The organism is Dactylosporangium sp. NPDC000521 (assembly GCF_042898305.1).
Classification (GTDB): domain Bacteria; phylum Actinomycetota; class Actinomycetes; order Mycobacteriales; family Micromonosporaceae; genus Dactylosporangium.
In genome coordinates this window covers 32973-51601 of record NZ_JBIAYW010000037.1, presented here as the reverse complement: position 1 = coordinate 51601, position 18629 = coordinate 32973, and the positions used below count along the sequence as shown (strand labels likewise).

14 protein-coding genes are annotated in these 18629 nt (G+C 74.5%); 6 read left to right on the top strand and 8 right to left on the bottom strand.

Annotated elements, in window-relative coordinates; translation table 11 throughout:
* Window positions 1–128: 128 nt before the first annotated feature.
* Window positions 129–371, bottom strand: a complete 243-nt coding sequence (locus tag ACFY3L_RS51735) for a hypothetical protein (protein ID WP_389342389.1) — start codon at window positions 369–371, stop codon at window positions 129–131.
* 212 nt (window positions 372–583) lie between these two features.
* Between ACFY3L_RS51735 and sigJ the strand changes: the two genes are divergently transcribed.
* Window positions 584–1534 carry an RNA polymerase sigma factor SigJ gene (gene sigJ / locus ACFY3L_RS51730; protein WP_389342386.1) on the top strand — a complete coding sequence of 317 codons (951 nt, stop codon included), beginning with the start codon at window positions 584–586 and terminating at the stop codon, window positions 1532–1534.
* An 87-nt stretch (window positions 1535–1621) separates the two neighbouring features.
* A complete protein-coding gene (locus ACFY3L_RS51725; protein WP_389342383.1) occupies window positions 1622–2794 on the top strand; it encodes an NAD(P)/FAD-dependent oxidoreductase in 1173 nt (390 codons plus the stop codon).
* Here ACFY3L_RS51725 and ACFY3L_RS51720 read toward each other — a convergent pair.
* From ACFY3L_RS51720 to ACFY3L_RS51690, 7 genes are all read right to left on the bottom strand, one after another.
* A complete protein-coding gene (locus ACFY3L_RS51720) occupies window positions 2760–4919 on the bottom strand; it encodes a DUF3488 and transglutaminase-like domain-containing protein (protein WP_389342380.1) in 2160 nt (719 codons plus the stop codon). The genes ACFY3L_RS51725 and ACFY3L_RS51720 overlap by 35 nt on opposite strands.
* Window positions 4916–6034, bottom strand: a complete 1119-nt coding sequence (locus tag ACFY3L_RS51715) for a DUF58 domain-containing protein (RefSeq protein ID WP_389342377.1) — start codon at window positions 6032–6034, stop codon at window positions 4916–4918. Before ACFY3L_RS51715 ends, ACFY3L_RS51720 begins: the two co-directional genes overlap by 4 nt.
* Window positions 6031–7008, bottom strand: coding sequence for an AAA family ATPase (locus ACFY3L_RS51710; RefSeq protein WP_389342374.1), 978 nt, complete (start codon window positions 7006–7008; stop codon window positions 6031–6033). The genes ACFY3L_RS51715 and ACFY3L_RS51710 overlap by 4 nt, the downstream gene beginning before the upstream one ends.
* A gap of 12 nt (window positions 7009–7020) precedes the next feature.
* Window positions 7021–8508, bottom strand: a complete 1488-nt coding sequence (locus ACFY3L_RS51705; RefSeq protein ID WP_389342371.1) for a protein kinase — start codon at window positions 8506–8508, stop codon at window positions 7021–7023.
* 80 nt (window positions 8509–8588) lie between these two features.
* Entirely contained in the window at window positions 8589–12905 is a 4317-nt protein-coding gene (locus ACFY3L_RS51700; RefSeq protein WP_389342368.1) for an FtsK/SpoIIIE domain-containing protein, read from the bottom strand.
* A gap of 24 nt (window positions 12906–12929) precedes the next feature.
* Window positions 12930–13193, bottom strand: a complete 264-nt coding sequence (locus ACFY3L_RS51695; protein ID WP_344510109.1) for a WXG100 family type VII secretion target — start codon at window positions 13191–13193, stop codon at window positions 12930–12932.
* A gap of 104 nt (window positions 13194–13297) precedes the next feature.
* Complete coding sequence (locus ACFY3L_RS51690; RefSeq protein WP_389342364.1) at window positions 13298–13933, bottom strand: FHA domain-containing protein; 636 nt, start codon at window positions 13931–13933, stop codon at window positions 13298–13300.
* Between the two features lie 122 nt (window positions 13934–14055).
* Here ACFY3L_RS51690 and ACFY3L_RS51685 point away from each other — a divergent pair, with 122 nt between their 5' ends.
* From ACFY3L_RS51685 to ACFY3L_RS51670, 4 genes are all read left to right on the top strand, one after another.
* Window positions 14056–16503, top strand: coding sequence for a PASTA domain-containing protein (locus ACFY3L_RS51685; RefSeq protein WP_389342361.1), 2448 nt, complete (start codon window positions 14056–14058; stop codon window positions 16501–16503).
* 72 nt (window positions 16504–16575) lie between these two features.
* A complete protein-coding gene (locus tag ACFY3L_RS51680) occupies window positions 16576–16887 on the top strand; it encodes a hypothetical protein (protein WP_389342358.1) in 312 nt (103 codons plus the stop codon).
* Window positions 16884–17882 (top strand): hypothetical protein, encoded by a 999-nt coding sequence (locus tag ACFY3L_RS51675; RefSeq protein ID WP_389342355.1) that lies wholly within the window; start codon window positions 16884–16886, stop codon window positions 17880–17882. The genes ACFY3L_RS51680 and ACFY3L_RS51675 overlap by 4 nt, the downstream gene beginning before the upstream one ends.
* Window positions 17879–18628 (top strand): hypothetical protein, encoded by a 750-nt coding sequence (locus tag ACFY3L_RS51670; protein ID WP_389342352.1) that lies wholly within the window; start codon window positions 17879–17881, stop codon window positions 18626–18628. The genes ACFY3L_RS51675 and ACFY3L_RS51670 overlap by 4 nt, the downstream gene beginning before the upstream one ends.
* Window position 18629 lies beyond the last annotated feature (1 nt).

The window sequence follows — 18629 nt, the reverse complement described above, 5'->3', positions numbered from 1 at the left end:
CCCTCGTCCGGCGCAAGTACGGCCTGCGTACTGCGTGCTCATGCTGATCGAACGCATCGTCGCCCGCGGCGCGGGACCGCGCCATGCTCCGCATCACTCTGCCTGCTTGACCGCCTCGGCGGGGCGGCTCACCGCCACCACGCGCTGACCGTCATCCCGACCCCGACGACGGTCATCACGACGCCGGCGAGCCGCGCGGTGCGGACCGCGTCGCGTTCCCGGTCGGCGGATACCTGCCGGTACCGGCTGACCAACGCGGCCACGTCCGCAGGCATCGTCAGACACCTCGTGGCGAGCCCTCTGACGTTCGTCGCGAGGGCCGCGCCCGCCACGACAAACGCCAGCCCGAACCCGAACAGCTCCCAGTCCATGGCGGCGCAGCCTACGGCGCTACACGCACACCGCCGTTACGAGGCCGTGTCGCGTGGGTGCGGATCCCCATCCCGGGCGGCGCGCTGTAGTAGGCGGGTTTGCGGCCGCCGCGATGCCGCGGACCACGCGGTCCAGGGTGTCGCTGAACGGCAGCGGACCGTTGCTGCGCCAGGCCGCGATGGCGGCGGCGAGAAGCACGTACCGTGTGGTCATGGTGCTGACCGTTGGAGACGTTGAGCGGTTCGAGATGGCCCGGCCGCGGCTGGAGGCCATCGCCTACCGCATGCTCGGCTCAGCGGCGGAGGCCGAGGACGCGGTGCAGGAGACGTTCCTGCGCTGGCAGGGCGCCGACCACGGGCACATCGAAGTGCTCGAGGCCTGGCTGACGAAGGTCCTCACCAACCTGTGCCTCAACCAGCTCACGTCGGCGCGGGCGCGCCGCGAGGTGTACGTGGGGCAGTGGCTGCCGGAGCCCCTGCTCGCGGGGGATCCGATGCTCGGTCCGGCCGACACCGTGGAGCAGCGCGAGTCGGTGTCCTACGCGGTGCTCACGCTGATGGAGCGGCTCACGCCGAACGAGCGGGCGGTGTACGTGCTGCGCGCCGCGTTCGACTACCCGCACCGGGAGATCGCCGGGATCCTCGACATCACGGAGGCCACCAGCCAGCAGATCTTCCACCGGGCCAAGCAGCACGTCGCCGAGGGCCGGGCGCGCACGGAGATCGACGAGGCCGCGGCGCGGCGGATCGTCGAGGAGTTCCTGGCGGCCGCGACCAGCGGGCGGACCGAGCCGCTCGTGCGGCTGCTCGCCGGGGACGCCGTCTCGATCGGTGACGGCGGCGGGAAGGTGCCGGCGCGGGCGAAGGCGTTCGAGGGTGCCCTCGCGGTGGCGAAGTTCGTGCGGGGGCTGTTCGCGCCCGGCGAGGCGAAGCGCGCCGCCGCCGGCGGGTCGCCTGAGATCTACGCCACGACCGCCAACGGGGAGCCGGCCGTGGTGGCCGTCGTGGAGGGGCGGGTCGTGGGGGTCATGTGCCTGGAGGTCACCGCCGGCGGTATCGCGGCGCTGCGCAACCAGGTCAACCCCGACAAGCTCGACCGCGCGACCGAGCGCTGGGCGGCCGCCGGCGACCACGGGAAACCTCTGTTCACCGCGTTCCAGTGAGCATGTGAGCTGCTTCACACCATGTTCCTGTCAGCAAACGGCGGGCCGCCCGGTTCAAGGGGCACACCGTCAGACAGGAGCAGGGACATGCAGCAGCACCGCATCATCGTTCTGGGCGCCGGGTACGCCGGGGCCATCGCCGCCGGCCGGCTCGCCAAGCGGCTGCGCCGGGAGGACGTCGCGATCACCCTCGTCAACGCCGAGCCGGACTTCGTCGAACGGGTCCGCATGCACCAGCTGGCGACCGGCCAGACGCTCAAGCCGCGGCCGTTCAGCGCGATGCTCGCCGGCACCGGCGTCCAGCTGCGGATCGCCAAGGTCACCGGCGTGGACGTGGAGCGCAGGACCGTCACGGCCGGCGGTGAGGAACTCGGATACGACACCCTCGTCTACGCGCTCGGCAGCGGCTGGAACGCCCAGGGCGTCCCCGGCACCGCTGAGCACGCCGACGAGGTCGCCAGCCGCCCCGGCGCGCTGCGGCTGCGGGACCGCCTGACCCGCCTCGACGCCGGGCAGCCCGTGGTCGTCGTCGGCGGCGGCCTCACGGGGCTGGAGGCCGCCACCGAGATCGCCGAGGCGCGTCCGGACCTCGAGGTCGCGCTCGCCGCCCGCGGTGAGCTCGGCGACTGGCTGTCGGACAAGGGCCGCGCGCACCTGCGGAAGGTGGCGGCCCGGCTCGGGATCATCGTGCACGAGCACGCCGACGTCGCCCGGGTCGAGGCCGACGCCGTCGTCACCGCGGACGGCCGCACGATCCCGGCCGCGGTCACGGTGTGGACCGCCGGGTTCGCGGTGCACCCGATCGCGCAGGCGAGCGGCCTGGAGGTCACCGGCACCGGCCGGATCGTCGTCGACGGCACCATGCGGTCGGTGTCCCATCCGGAGGTGTACGCCGTGGGCGACGCCGCCTTCGCCATGGGTGCCGGGGACAAGCCGCTGCGGATGTCGTGCGCGTCCGGCACCCCGATGGCGTGGCAGGCCGCCGACGCGATCGCGGCGCGCCTGACCGGCGGGAAGCTGCCGAACGTCCCGCTGCGCTACTTCAACCAGTGCATCTCGCTGGGCCGCAAGGATGGCCTGATCCAGTACGTGACCGCCGACGACCGTGCCGTCTCCGCGGTCCTCACCGGTCGGCTCGCCGCGGTCTACAAGGAGCTGGTCTGCAAGGGCGCGGCCTGGGGCGTCGCCAACCCGATGCTGGGCATGCCCACCCGCCGCCACCCCGTCACCGCGGAACCTGCCGTCGGGGTCCGGGGGTGAGCCTCGGCAGCAGCCGGCGCCACCAGGGGGTCGCCTTCGCCAGTTCGCCGCGCACAACCCCGTTGAGCGTCCACGCGTGATCAGCATCGCCTGCGGTCGGCTGCGAGGCCGCGTACCCGGCGGCGTCGGCGAGGCGGGCAAGTCTGCGGGTCGGCTCGCCGACGGCGGGGAAGCGCTGCGCCGCCGCGTCGGCGACCTGCCCGGACGTCGTGGACGGTGGCCAGGTCAGGCCGGCGTCGGCGTACCGGTCGAGCGCGTCCAGCCAGGCGCCGTAGATCCGCCGGCGGGGGTCGGGCGCGGTCCGTCTGCGCCGTGTGACGAGGCCCCGCGAAATGGGGCGGGCCGCGAGCAGCATGGCGGCGACGCCGGCCGCCAGTCCGGTAATGATCCACTGTGGATGGTTGCCGGCCATCGGTCCGCCGGTTGCCGAGGAGGCCGCCGTGGATTCAGCGGAGGGTGCGGTCAGGGGTGCCGGGGTCGTCGTGGGTGCGGGCTCGGCGGGTTCCTCCGGCTCGGCCGGCTGCGGCTCCGGCGCACGCTGCCGCGAGCCCGGCGTCGGGTAGAACCCGACCCATCCGGCGCCGGCGAAGCGGACCTCGGCCCAGGCGTCGACGTCCCGTTCGGTGATCTTGCCGGGTGTCGACGGGCGGAAGCCGACGACGACCCGGGCGTCGTAGCCGAGGGCCCGGGCCATCAGCGCGTACGCCGACGCGTACTGTTCGGCGGTGCCTGAGTGGCTGGTCAGCAGCCGGTCGATCTGGAACAGGCCGTGGCCGGTCGGCGGCCTGTCGGACGAGCTCACGGAGAAGCCGCCGTCGAACGCGAGCTGATCGGCGAGCCGGCGCAGCGCCGGGTATCCACCGTTCGCGCCGGCCAGCCGGGTCGCGTGACCGACGAGCGTCGCGGGCGGCCGTTCTCCGGTGAACGCGGCGGGTGTGTCACCGGCGAGCGTGGCCGGGTCGGGCTCGGTCACCAGGCTGCGGACCGTGTACTGCCGCGGAACCGGGCGGCCGGCCGGCATGACGACGTCACCGGTCTGCGTGTCGACGCCGAGCCCGGTCTCGGAAACCTGGACCGGCCGGCCGGTCGCGACGAGCCAGCCGAACGTGCCGGGGTCCTCGACGTGCACCTCGTCCTCGACGGTGACACCGGCCCGGTCGGGGGCCGGCAGGCGGGTCCCGGCACGGCGGTACGTGGCGGCGCTCGTCCAGTACGTCCCGTCGAACCGGTCCAGCGTCGCGAACCGAAGTCGTGTCGAGGGCTGCGCCGACCGGACGGTGAGCCGCAGCGTCAGCTTGCCGGACCTGAGGGCGGGGTACTGGGCGAGCGGGCTGGTCCCCTCCCGTGGCTGGACGGTCTGGTCGGCGAGGAGCCGCAGGTCGACCGGTTCCGGGTCACCGGCGAGGGTCAGCAGCGGTGTGGCGAGCAGCGCGCCGGCGGCACCGATGGCGGCGATCGCCAGCAGGGCGACCGGTGGCAGCAGCCGGAATCCGGCGGAGGCCGCCGAGACCGGTCGGCGTTCGCGGGCGGTCAGCGCGAGCAGCGCGACGGTGACAGTGACGAACGCCGGCGCGAGCCAGGTGGCCGGGCGGCCCGGGACGGCGAGCAGGACGGCGATGCCGGTGCCCAGGACCGGGGCGATCAGTGACCATCCGGCGGCGGTGCGGCGCAGCGCCGGTTCGACCGCGCCGATCGCGACGAGCCCGGCGAACAGCGTGCAGGCCGCGAGCTCGGCGCCGTCCGGGTCCAGCGGCGGGATGCTGGTCAGCAGCCGGAACGGGCCGGCGGCGAGTTCCGCCGGGGACAACCCGAAGATCAGCAACACGTACCCGGCGAGCGCGGCGAGCGCGATCGTCAGCCTGGTGACCGGCGGGACGCGCCGGGTCGCGCCGGACGCGGCCGTCATGAGCAGACACGCCAGCGGCGCGAGCGCGACGGCGCCGAGCATCGGCAGCGCGTACGCCGGTTCGGTCAGCGCCTCGACGCCGGTCCGCCCGTATGCGGGCGCCAGTGCGACGACCGGGGCGAACGCGAGCAGTCCGGCCAGTCCGGCGCGCGGCAGCGCCGCGCCGGATTTCCTCGCGGCGGGTCCGGTCCCGGCCGGTCGGGTCGCCGTTGCGGTCACCGTCCACCGCCGAGCCGGGTGTACGCCTGCGCGGCCACCTCGGCGGTCGGCGCGGAGATGATCGAGACCCCGGAGCGCAGCGACGTGCCTGTCGAGTCGCCGATCTGCACGAGCACGACGCGGGCGTGCCGTCGCCGCTGCGCCCCCAGGAGCGGGACGAGCCCGCCCGATTCGCCACTGACGACGACGATCGTCCCGCCGCCGGGCGTGCCGCGGACCATCGCGAGCAGTCCGGCTTCGTCGCCGCCGTCCTGGACGGCTGCGGCGAGCCGGTCGAGCGCGGTGACCGGCGGCGGGTCCGTCGGTGTGGTGCACAGCAGCGTGACCGGGTGGCCGCCGCGGCCGGCGGCCGACACCACCGACGCGGCGAAGGCAACCGCCTCCTCGAACCGCTCCGGTGACAGCACCGCCGCGCGCGTGTCCAGCAGGACCGTGGTGGACGGTTCGGTGGTGTCGACGCGGTCCTGCACGACGAGGTCACCGACGCGGGCCGTGGTCCTCCAGTGGATCTGCCGGAAGTCGTCGCCGGCGCGGTACTCCCGCAGCGACGCGAACGCGGTCGAGCCGTGCTGCGCGCGGTCGATCATCTCACCCTCGAAGTCGACGGCGACGCCGATCGGCAGTGCCTTGAGCGGGTGGATCTTCGGGTGGACCCAGATCCACAGCGCGGGGGCGAGCGGCTCACCGCGGCGGACCAGGCCGAGCGGGTCGCGGCGGTCCAGCCGGACCGGTCCGAGCGCGATGACGCCGCGGCGGCGGGTGCTGATCTCGTACGAGTCGTCGAACCGCGCGCCGGGTGCCAGCGGCGGCACCGCGATGCGCTGCGGTTCGCCGCCGAAGGAGTCGAGGACCTCGAAGACGCCGGTGGGCAGCCTGCCGGCGTTGACGACCGTGACGTCGGCGCGGACCGCGTCGCCGACGGTCAGCCGGGTCCGGGTGGCGGTACGGGTCACGTCGAGGCGGGCCGGTAGGAGTACCAGGGCGGCCGCGCCGAGCATCAGGGTCAGCCCGGCGGCGCCGATCCCGGCGAGCGTCGGCAGGCCGGCGGTCAGGCCCGCCGCGACCAGTGCGCCGCCGCCGAGCCCGACGGCCAGGCCCGTGCCGGTGGGTCTCATCGGCGTCCGGCCGCCTCGGGTACCGGCACCGGCAGCGTTTCGAGGACGTCGCGAAGGATGTCGGCGGGGTGGACGCCCTCGATCTCGGCCTGCGGGCGGACCAGGAGCCGGTGGGCGAGCGCGGCGACCGCGACGGCCCGGACGTCGTCGGGGACGACGTAGCCGCGTCCGTCGCCGGCTGCCCAGGACTGCGCGGCACGCAGGAGCGCGAGGCTGCCGCGGGGACTGACGCCGAGCTGCAGCCGCGGGTCGGCGCGGGTCGCGGCGGCGATGCGGGCCACGTAGTCGGCGATCTGCTCGGCGACGTGCACCTGCTGGACGTACTCGATCATCCAGCGGATCTGCTCGACGGTGGTGACGGGGGTGAGCCGCCCGGCGGCGCCGGTGCGGGAGCGGCCGAGCAGGAGGTCACGTTCATCGTCGACATCCGGATAGCCGATGCTGATCCGCAGCAGGAACCGGTCGAGCTGCGCCTCCGGCAGCCGGTAGGTGCCTTCGAGGTCGACCGGGTTCTGGGTGGCGACGACCAGGAACGGCACGGGCACCGGGTAGCTGCGCCCGTCGACGGTGACCTGCCGTTCCTCCATCACCTCCAGCAGCGCCGACTGCGTCTTCGGCGACGCGCGGTTGATCTCGTCGGCGAGGACCAGATGGGCGAAGGTCGGGCCGGGCCGGAAGGAGAACTCGCCGCTGTGCTGGTCGTAGACGGTGCTGCCGGTGATGTCGGAGGGCAGCAGGTCGGGGGTGAACTGGATGCGGTGCCAGTCGGCGTCGATCGACGCGGCGATCGACTTGGCGAGGGTTGTCTTGCCGACGCCCGGCACGTCCTCGACGAGCAGGTGCCCACCGGCGAAGAAGCAGGTCAGCGCGAGACGGATGGCGTCGGGTTTGCCGGTGAGCGCACGAGCGACGTTGTGATGGATGGCGGTGTACTGCTCGGCGAAGTAGCCGGCCGGGTCGCTTGCCTGGGTCATCGGGGCACTCCTTCACTTACCGCCGGTGGCGGCCAGGCACGGGGGTGGTGGTCCGGGCGGCGGCGGCACATCGGTCATGACGAGCGCCCAGATCTGGTAGCAGTACTCGGTCCGTGGGTCGAGCCCGCGCACCAGGTACGGCGACGGCTGGTCCTTGGACGCGTCGCCGATCTTCTCGCGGTCCCGGAAGATCACGTACGAGACGAAGCCGGGGATGTTGGAGGCGTCGCGGAAGTCCAGCCGGACGACGCCCGCCTGGGGTGACGTGGCGGTCACCGGCACCGGGTAGAGCTGGCTAGCCGGACCGGCGGCGCTGCTGGTCCCGGCCGTCGCGGGGATGCCGGTGCTGTCGGGCCGGCCGGTCCAGAGGCCGACGGCGGTCGCCGCGACCAGCAGTGTCAGCAGGCCGAGGATCGGCGCCAGCAGGCGCCGCCGGGCCGGTTCGGGCGCGGGCGCGTCCGGCACCGGCAGGGTCGCCCCGACGGTGGGTTGCAGATCGTCGTGGTCGGCTGACGGGGGCCGCGGGCCGGTCGGCGCGGGGGCTCCCGGCGAGGCGTCGGACCCCGGCGCGGCGGCGCGGAAGGCGACGTCGGCCGGCCGGGCCGGGGTCGGCGGCGGCGCGTCCGGCGGCAACGTCCCGGTGTGCCCTTGCAGGCCGGCGAACCGCTCGGCGAGGGCGGCCGCTTCGGGCCGGTCGGCGGGCCGCTTGGCCAGGCAGGCCTGGATCACCGCCCACACCGGGTCGGCGAGCCCGTCGGGGCGGGCCGGCTCCTCCTCCAGGTGCGCCCGCAGCAGCGCCATCGGGTGGTCGCCTGCGAACGGCCGGTGGCCGGCCAGCAGCTCGTACGCGGTGACGCCGAGGGCGTACACGTCGACGGCCGGGCTCGCGGGCCGGCCCATCGCCAGCTCGGGCGCCAGGTACGCGGGGGTGCCGACGACCATGGACTGCTGGGTCAGGTCCTCGCCGCCGGCGACCTTCGCGATGCCGAAGTCGGTGAGCCGGGCCCACGGCTCGCCACCGCGCCAGGTGATCAGCACGTTCTCCGGCTTCACGTCGCGGTGCACGATGCCGGCGGCGTGGACCGTGGCCAGTGCCGCGGCGACCTGGGCGAGCACGGTCACCGCCCGGTCGGTCGTGAACCCGCGTTTCGTCGCGCCGCGCAGGTCGAGCCCGTCGACGAGCTCCATCACGATCGCGAGGGTGTCGCCTTCGACGACGAGGTCCAGCACCCGGACGAGGTTCGGGTGGACGACGGCCCGCAGCGCGTTGCGTTCCCGCAGGAACCGGGCGACCGCCTCGGGGTCCGCCGCGTACTCCTCCCGGAGCACCTTGATCGCCACCGGCTGCCCGTCCGCGCGGCGGATCCCGCGCCAGACCCGACCGTTGGTGCCCTGGCCGATCACGCTGTCACGGAGGTAACCGCTGCCCAGGGGCGACCCGGCCGGGGTGTACGGCGTCGTCGGTGGCAGCGTCGGCTGAGCCGCCGGATCGTCGGTCATGATCTCCACAGTGGGGGTGTGGTCCGCAGCGGTTGGGCGGCGCGACAGCACCGCGGTGTCCACACCATAGCGACTCCCGCTCATCGCACCGACTCACGGGGTTCGGTGCTCGACGCCGCCGGGACCTGTACCGCCGAGTACTGTCCACGGGCGACGAGCAGACCACGGCCGGCCGGCCAGCCGCCGGCGGTCGAGCGCGGCAGCCGGATGTCGAACAGTTCGCCGTCCACATGCGACAGTGGGTTGAGCAGCAGACCGGTCCGCGCCCGGCGGAGCATCGCCAGCCAGCCCCGGTAACGGTGCTGCTGCAGGTCGTCGGTGGTGCCGGCGGCGACGATCACGCTGCCGGCGTCGCGGGCCGTTCTTACCAGCGTCTCCAGGGTCAGCGCCGCCGGGCCCTCGGCGAGCAGCTCCGCGTCGTCGACCAGCACCGCCACAGGCGTGCCCACCTCCTGCAGCACGAGCGCGAGGTCTGCGGCGTCCTCGGCGCCGGCGAGGGCGGCGGCGAGCCCGTCGAGGTCGGTCAGCGGCGACCGGCGCGGGCAGAGGGCCACGACGGGCACCGGCCGTGCCACCAGCGACCGGGCGACCTGCAGCAGCGCGCCGCTGCGGCCGGAGCGCGGCGGCCCGGAGATCAGGAACGCGTTGCCCGCTTCCGCCAGGTCGACGTCGACCGGGCCGAGCTGGTCACCGCCGACGCCGACGGTGACCGCGCCGGCGGCCCGCGGCACGCTGCGCAGCGCCTCGGCATCGACGCTCGTGATCATCGACGGGAGCGGGTCGACGCGTTGGGGCAGCGCGTCGGAGGGCACGCCGTCCCAGCGGTGGCGGGTCGCCGCGCAGAGCCGGTCCAGCGCGGCGACCTGCGCGGCGCCGTCGGGTTCCGGGTCGAGCAGCGCGACCTGGACGCTCTGCCCGCCGGGGCAGGCGATCGCCCGGCCGGGAGGCATCTCGCTCGGCGCCTCCCGCGGGTTGATCCCGTACGCGGCGAGGTCGTCGCGGTCGGCGTGGGCGAGCACCAGGCGCGTCGCGACCGCACCGGCGAGCCGGTGGGTGAACCCGGACCGATCCGTGGACAGGACGGTCAGCACGCCGGCCGCGGGGCCCCGCCGCAGCAGCGCGTCGACGGCGTCGACGAGCCGGCCACCGTCGAGCTCGGCGAACCGGGCGTGGAATGTCTCGTACCGGTCGATGATCAGCACCAGGTACGGCAGCGGGTCCCTGGAACCGGCCCGCTGCTCGGCCAGCGACGCGTGCCCGCCGGCGGCGAGGAGCCGCTGACGCCGGCCGATCTCGGCGTCCAGGAGCCGCAGCACGCGCGCCGTGCGGTCGGTGTCGTCGCCGTCCACGTACGCGCCGCAGTGCGGCAGCCCGGCGAGCCCGGCCAGGGCGTGGTTGCCCTGGTCGAGGATGTACAGGTGGACGTCGGCGGGGCCGGCGGCGCTCGCCAGCCCGGCGGCGATCGTCCGCAGCGCCGTGGACCGGCCGCTGCGGGCCATGCCCGCGACCAGGACCGGGCCGGTCGACGCGAGGTCCAGCACGTACGGTCGCTGCGCCTGCTGCGACGGCAGGTCGGCGAGGCCGACCGCGACGCGGACCAGTCCGTCCACGGCGGGATCGGCGAGATCGGCGGCGACCACGACCGGCGGCAGCGGCGGCAGCCACGGGCTGGCCGGCGCGGCGAGTCCCGCGTGCTCCGCGGCGCCCCGGATCGCGTCGACGAGGACCGCCAGGTCGGTCTCGGCGTCGTCGGCGGGCGCGGCGGGCGGCGGCTGGTGGCCGAGCGAACCGACCGTCCGGGCCCGCACGAGGACCTCCGACTCGTCGGCGTCCACCACGGCGGAGCGCGGACCGCCGATCCGCGCCGCCTGCAGCAGCGCCAGGTCACCGTGGCCGGCGCGCAGGTAGGCCCGGCCCGGCAGGTGCCGGGACAGCCGCACGGCGTCGGGGACGTCCACGACGTCGCTGCTCTCGCTCGCGCTGGTGACCCGCAGGCAGATCCGGAGGTTCAGGTTGGCGCGCAGCTCGGCGCTGACCACACCGGCCGGTCGTTGGGTGGCGAGGACGACGTGGACGCCGAGGCTGCGCCCGCGCATGCCGATCCCGGCGACGCCGGCGACGAACTCCGGCACCTCCTCGACCAGCGACGCGAACTCGTCGATCACGATCACCAGGCGGGGCAGCCGGCTGCCGGTCGTGGCCCAGTACTCGGCGATGTCCTTGGCCTCGACCTCGGCGAGCAGCGCCTCCCGGCGGCGCAGTTCGGCGCTGAGCGAGGCGAGCGCCCGCGCGACCAGATGCCCGTCGAGGTCGGTGACCATGCCGGCGCAGTGCGGCAGATTCCGGCACTCGGCGAACGCGCTGCCGCCCTTGTAGTCCACGAGCACGACGGCGAGCGCGTCCGGCGGGTTGACCAGGGCCAGGCCCGCGACGAGGGTCTGCAGCAGCTCGGACTTGCCGGCGCCGCTGGTGCCGGCGATGAGCAGGTGCGGCCCGTCCCGGCTCAGGTCGATGCTGAACAGTCCGCCGGCACCGACCCCCAGCGGCACGGTCGCGGACCGCCCACCGGGACTGGCGGCCCACCTGCGGGCGACCGCCTCCGCGGTGGGTGTGTGCCCGAGCCCGACGAGGTCGAGCAGGCGCACGGTGTCCGGCAGTCCCCCGTCGTCGCCGGAGCGGCCGCCGAGGACCCGCAACGGAGCGAGGGCGTGCGCCAGCGCGGCGGCGTCGGCCGCACCGAGCCGGTCCAGCAGCATGTTGTCCAGGACCCGCCCGTCGGGGTGCCGCAGCCGGGCCCGCGTCCCCGAGGGGGAACTGATCACGGCAGTGGCCCGGCACTCAGCCGGCAGATCGGTCTCCTCGACGTCCACGCAGATCGCGTACACCCCTGCATCCGGACCGTCGGTGAGCAGTTCGGCCAGCTCTGGCAGCCCACGCAGCCGCCGGGCCCCGTCCGCGACCACGATCATCCGCCGGCCGGCCGGCACTGACGCGCGCAGCGCCGCCTGCCGCTCGGCCCGGCGCGCCGCCACGATCCGGCGCAGCTCGGTCAGCCGCGCCCGGGCCTGGTCCGCGTCGGTGGCGATCATCCGCTGGCACGCCAGGTCGGCGGTGTGCGGGACGGTGTGCGGCAGCCAGGTCGCCCACTCCCACTCCGGTGCCTCGTCCGTGCCGGTCAGCACCACGATCCCCAGGTCGTGCGGGGCGTGCAGGGTGGCCAGGTGCGCGATCACGGCACGGGTCGTGGCGAGGACCGCTTCCCTGGGACCGGCCAGCCCGAGCACACCCGCCGCCGCCAGGTCGACGGTGGACGGCAGGTGTTCGACGGCGGGGATGTCGAACTCACCGTCAAGGTCGACCCGTGCCGGCGCGGTGCCCAGCCCCAGCCGGACGTGCAGGAAGTCCTGGTCGGCGGGCCGGCGCTCGTACAGCCGCCGGCCGGGACCGCTCGCGATCCCCAGCAGGCGGGCCGGGTCGGGCCAGGCGTCACGGCCGGCCCGGCCCTGTTCGCCGGCGAGCCGCTCGAGATCGGTGACCAGGGCGGCCCGCGCCCGTTCGTACTCCTTCACCGCCGCGCGGTGCTCGCTGCGGCCGCTGCGCCGGTCGGACAGCACCGTCGCCAGCATCAGCACCGGCGACAGCGCCAGGAAGATCAGGAAGTAGCCGGCGCCGGGGAGCAGCTTGTACATGACCCCGGCGATGACCAGCGGCAGCAGGATCACCAGCAGCGGAAAACGCACGGCTCGCGGCCGCTCCGGCCGCCGCGGCACGCTCAGCCGCACCACCGCCGCGGGTGCGCCGATGCGCGGCGGCCGGTTGTACGGGACCGTCCCGTCCTCCGCGACCGGCCCGACCGGCCCGTCGGCCGGATCGACGGGCCGGACGGTGAGGACGGTCTCACCAGCGGAGAACACCTCGCCGGGCGCGACCTCAGCAGCGCCGACGAGCCGCACCCCGCGGTGCGCGACGCCGTTGCGGGAGCCCGCGTCGGCGATCTCGAACCCGGTCGCGGTGGGCCGCGCCGTCGCGTGGACCCGGCTGACCTCGGGGTCGGCGATCACCAGGTCGTTGCTGGGTGCCCGGCCGACGCTGACCGTGCTGCCGGCGGGGAGCGCGGTCCGCGCCGCGCCACCCGCCCCGCCGACAGCGACCAGCTCGACCCCGTCCCGGTCATGATCCGGACCGCCTGGTTCGGCGTCGGTGCGCAGCAGCGCGCCGATCGGCACTGTCAGGTCCGCCACCCGCGCGGTGCCGGGCAGCGGCCGGCCGGCCAGCCACAGCTGCCGGCCGGCGCAGTCCAGGGCCCGCGCGAGATCCTCGACGGTCGCCCGTGCCCCGGCCCGGACCCTCGTCGCGAACTCCCGGCCGTCCGCGGCGACCCGCACCTCACGCTCCATGCCCGTGATCCGCATGTCGCCGGTTCAGCCGCCGGCCTGCTCGAGGGCGTCGGCACGCCGGCGCACCTCGTCCGCCGCGTCCTGCAGCGCCACAGACAGCCGGGTCAGCGCCGGCTCGTACTCGCTGCTCCACGACGAGCGGAACCGTTCCGACGCGCCGCCCTGCCAGTACGTGTTGGCCAGTGCGGTGCGCAGGTCACGCAGCAGGCTGTCGACCGTGCTGCTCTGTCGGGCGAAGTTGCCGTTCAGCGTGTGCAACTGCCCGATCTCGCCGCCGATCACCGACATGGGACTCTCCTTCGCTGGTGGACTGTTCGCCACTCAACGTAGGGACCGCAGCGGCACCGGCGACATCGGAAAGGCTCCCCAATCCCGGTGACCCCGGCGGGTGCTCAGCGCAGCAGCCGCAGGTCGTCGCGGGTGATCAGCTCCCGGCTCAGCGCATACTCGGCCAGGCCGACGAGTGCGTTGTGGCCGGTCATGCCGGGCACACCGGCCTCGTCGAGCCGGGCCCGCAGGTATTCGATCCGCTTCACGAGGGTCGTGCGCGGCCAGTCCAGCCGCGCGGCCGCGGCCGCGTACGTGCGGGGGTGCGGATCATAGTGCGGCGGCTCTCGCAGGTACCCCGCGAACAGGGCGACCATCGCCAGGCGGTCCGCCGCGCTGATCACCACGGCGGCACCGACCTCGGTCGGCACGGCCGGTGCGAGCGGCTCCGCCACGGGCCCGCCGGCCGGTAGTGGCGCGGACGGCGGTGTCAGCCGCAGATCGTGCTGGGCGAGGCTGCCGTCGACGAGCACCGTGACCGGCCGCTCGACCGCGACCCGCCGGCCCGGCGGCAGGACACTGCGGAAGCCGTACTCGTCGGCGACCGCGAACGGCCGGGTGGACGACGCGTTCGTCAACCACCAGACGGAACCCTCCCTGGTGATCGTCCCGGCGATCCGCGAGATCGCCGCGTCACCCGGGTCCAGGCAGATCGTGCACTCCTTCGCCCGCCCGAACGTCAGCCGATCTTCATCGACCAAGGTCAGAGCCTGTCCACCGCTTTCAACACGCATCCGTTGGGAAACCCTTCCCGTCCGACCGCCGCTCCGATTGACCGGCATCGTCGCTATTCTCGGCCACGCCGACAAACCGAGGGAGTGCCATGTCCGGCTTCACCGACCGGCTCAGGTCCATGCCGCTGCGCTTACCGGGCCGCTCGTCATCGACCGGCGAACGGGTCAACCGCGCCGCCCTGGCCGTCGTGCTGTGCGGTGCCGTGATCGCGGTCGGGCTCGGCGTCGGCTACCGGTCCTCGCGTGCCGCGTACGGCGACGGTGGGGCGTTCCTGCAGAAGGACACCAGAGTCGTGCACGTCAACGCCGACAACCGCGACGCCGACGCCGTGGTCGCCAAGCAGCTGGCGACCGGCAAGCAGATGCTCGAGGTCGTGCAGGTCCGGCCCGGCGTCGTGTACGTCGTCAACAACGACACCGGCACGGTCACCCTGCTGCCGACCGACACCCTCGACCCGAAGACCGTCGACAAGCGACCCGACTCCCAGGGCAAGCTCACCGTGGTCAGCGGCGGCGGCGACGCGTACCTCCTCGACTCGCAACGCGGCACGGTCAGCCGGCTCGACGGCACCGCCGGGCAGCAGACCCAGGTGACGGACCTGCCGCCGGTCGACCGCGCGGTGGTCGACGGTGCCGGAACCGCCTGGGGATACGCACCCGCCTCCGGCGAGCTCGTGGAGATCGTCAAGGACAAGATGAAGTCACGGCAGCGCGTGCTCAGCGCCGGCGAGCGCGCCGAGCTGACCCTCGTCGGCGGCGCACCGGTGATCTACGTACCGCACACCGGGCAGGCCGGCATGTACGGCCCGGACGGTCCGAAGCGCATGCTCGACCTCGACGCGACGTTCGGGGTGCTGGCCGCCCCCGGCGCGGCCGCGACCGTCGCCGTCGCCGTCCCCCGCACGGGGGAGCTCGTCCTCGGCGAGTTCAGCGACGAACGGGACGTGCGCCGGATCACGCTGCCCGGCCGTGCCGGTCACCGGTTCGGCGCGCCAGTCATCCACAAGGACCGCGTGTACCTCCCGGACTTCACCGCCCGGCACGTGATCGTCGTGCACACCGCGAGCGGCAAGGTGGAGACCGAACAACCCGTCCCCGGCCGCTCCGACTCGTTCCAGGTCTTCAGCCGCGACGATCACGTCTGGGTCAACGACCCGCACGACACCGCAGTGGTGATCACCTTCGACGCTGACGGCCGGCCCACCACCACGGACCTCACCGACGCGACCAAGCCGAGCCCGTCACCGAAAGCGTCGCCGAAACCCTCGGGGAAACCGTCGGCGAGCCCCAGCGGCTCCCAGCCGTCGGCCCCGGCGAGCGCGGCACCGCAGCAGCCGGTCACCCTGCCGAACCTGGTCGGCGTCGACCGCGCCGACGCATGCGCGCGGCTGGCGCAGCTCAGCCGCCAACTGCGGTGCAGGCTCGTGGCCCAGCCGGACGGCCCGGCCGACACCGACAAGGTGACCGGCACCGACCCGCCAGCCGGGTCGCGGGTCAACCCGCGCAGCACGGTGACCGTCTTCTACCGTGGGCCCGCGCAGGTGCCCGACGTCACGAAGCTTCCCGCCGGCCAGGCCTGCCGGGCGTTGATCGCGGCGAGCCTGACCTGCCGGGAACAGGTCGGCGGGCTGGCCGCCGACGGCGGCCAGGTCCGCGTCGTCACCGCGCAGAGCCCCGCGCCGGGGACGGCCGCGGCGACCGGCACGCCGGTCACCGTCACCTACCCGGACATGATCGCGGTGCCGAACCTCGTCGGCCAGCCGCCCAACGTGGCCTGCCCCACGGGTCTGACCTGCGCCCCGCACAGCCTCGGCCCGGGCACCCCGGCGTACGTGGTGATCGCCCAGCAGCCGGCCGCCGGCACGGGCCTGGCGCCGGGCGCGACGGTGACCCTCGACCATTACGTGCACGGCGGCGTGGGGAACCTGGTCGGGATGAGCCCCGACGAGGCGTGCGCGAACCTCGCGCAACAGCAGCTGGGCTGCACCCGCAGCGACACCGCCCAGATCCTGTCGCCGATCGGTGTCGTCGTCGCGCAGGACCAGCCGCCGGGCGCCGCGCTCCCGGTCGGCACCGCCGTCACGATCACCTACCAGTCACGGACTCCGGTGCCGATGAACCGGTTCAAGGCACCGGGCGCCAGACGCGGCAACTTCCTGTCGCCGGGCGGCGGCGGTCCGGCCGGCTTCTCGTCACAGGGCCCGATCGGGCGGATCTATCCGGTCGCAATGGCCGCCGGAATGCCCGGGCTGACACTCATCTACCAGTCGCACTGCGAACGGGGCTGTGGCGAGGTGGGTGGCTACTACTACTCCGCCAACCCGAACACACCAGCCAACTGGGTCATGGACGGGCCGGCGTTCGCCTGCTTCGCCGACCAGATCCCCGGCACCGTGCCGATCCGGGCGCTGTTCCACCCGGGCGCCGCCGCGTGGGCTTGGGCCGAGCCTGGCAGCGGCGAGTACAACGCCTTCGTGGCCGGTGGTTTCGGCTCGCAGTACGACTTCACCCTCTGCCACGTCTGGCCGCGCTCGTAACCGTCACGCGGCGCGATGTCGCGGGGAACCCTTCCCATTGAAGGGTTCCCCGCCACCGGCAACGCTTGGGGCATGCTCCCGCGCGATCCTGTTCTCATCGACGGTGCCCGCTACGCCGAGTACGCGCAGACGGCCACCACCCAGGCGGCGGTCCTGCGATCCGCGGCGGTCCGCGCCGAGGCGGCCGTCCGCGCCGTGGGACGCGGCACCGCCGGCGCCGCGTTCGAAAGCCCGTCGGCGAGCCGGTTCAAGCAACGCACCGGCGACATGACCGAGGACCTCCGTGCCGCCGCCGACCGGCTCACCGAGCTCGCCGACGACCTCGACCGGATGTCGAAGCACTACGGCGACCTCTACCTCGCGTGGAAGGCAGTCCAACCATGAACCCGGTCGTCCGGTACGTCTTCAACCTCGACGACCTGCACGGCCTCGCCGGCACCCTGCGCAGCGCGGCCCACGCGCTCGACGACGCCGCCGGGTCGGTGCGGGAGGCGCGGGCGGCCGTCGCCGACCTGCCCGGGATCGGTGCCGACGCCGCCGCGGTGGCCGGCGGCATCGCGGTCCGGTTCGACGCCGCGGCCCGCGGGCTGCGCGCCGACGCCGGCTGGCTCGCCACAACGGTCGGCAAGCTCGCCGCGCTCGACGCCACCTTCTGGGCCGGGGCCGGTCTCGGCAAGGTCACCAACGCGTTCAAGGACGACCGCGCGCTGCGCCGACGGTACGGACGCGACGCCGGCGCCGCCCGGCGGCTGGGCAACATCACCCGCACCGGCGTCGACCTGTTCGGCGAGGACGTGACCGGTTCGAAGCTGCCGCAGCAGGCGATGCGCTACTACCAGGGGCTCAAACACTTCAAGGCGGTCGACCGGGCCCTGTGGCAGCTGCGCTACCCGCTCGCCTGGCACGCAACGGCCGCCGCCGACGCGCTGCGTCATGCCGCCCGGCGCGCCGGGGTGCCGGCCGCGAAGCGACCCGACTGGATCCGGCGTCTCGCCGGCGACGGCCACGGCCTGCGCCGCCTCAGACGCATCGGGAACTGGGCGGTCCCCGGTGGCTCGGCGGCGCTGCTGCTCGAGGACGGCCGTCAGCTGTTCAACCAGAAGCACACCGGCGCGCGGGGAGGCCTCGAGGTGCTGCGGGACACCACCGCGACCGTCGGCTCCGGGTTGCACCTGGCGAGCGACGTGCTCAACGTCGTTCCGGTCGCCGGTACCGTCGCCGACAAGGGCGTCGACGCCGCCGTCTTCTTCACGTTCGACGCGTCGGTGATGGCCCTGGACGCCGTCGACTTCGTCGGCTTCGAGCACGGCGACGACGTGGTGCACGCCGTCGGCGACGCGGCCGGCGAGGTCAAGGACTTCGTGGGCGGCATCCTGTGAACGGCCCCGTCGCACCGCCGGCACTGCTCGCCACCGCCGATGAGCTGGACGCCCTCGCCTACGGCCTCGCCGGTGCCGGGTTCCCCGGGGTCGGGCCGACATTGGTCGCCGCCGCCCCGCCGGAGCACCGGGCGGCGGTCGCGCGCCGGCTCACCGGCGCGCTGCGGATGCGTGGGATCGTCCGGACGGACCCCGGCGGCTGGCAGGTCGCCCCCGCCTACCGGGACCTCCTGGACGCCGTCCTCGACCCCGACCTGGTCGTCGGTGTCCGGGTGCGCACACCGGGCGCGTCGACGATGACGCTGGTGTCCCGTGGCCGCGGCGCGGTCGTGCTGCACGAGGCCACCACCGACGGCGACCACCGGCTGCGGTACTCCCCCACCGACCTGCCCACCGCCGTGCGGCAGCTGCTCGCCGCCCCGACCCGGCCACCCTGCGGCCACGGCGCGGAACGGCTGACCCGGACCGAACTGCGCCGGCGCGTCGGCCAGGGCCCCGCGACGCCGTTCACGCACGCCGTCGCCGGCTGCCGATACGCCGCCCGGGTCACACCGTTCGGCGGCGCCGGCGACGGCACATACCACGCCGCCTCAGCCGTGCTGCTCGCCGCCGACACAGGTCCACTGTGGACTGTCGAGGTTCACGACGACGCGCTGATCGCCGAACCCGTCGACCACATCACCGCCTGGCTCCGGCACCTCCTCCTCCTCCTCGAACCCGTCCCCGCCCGCTCGAACCGAGGCTGAC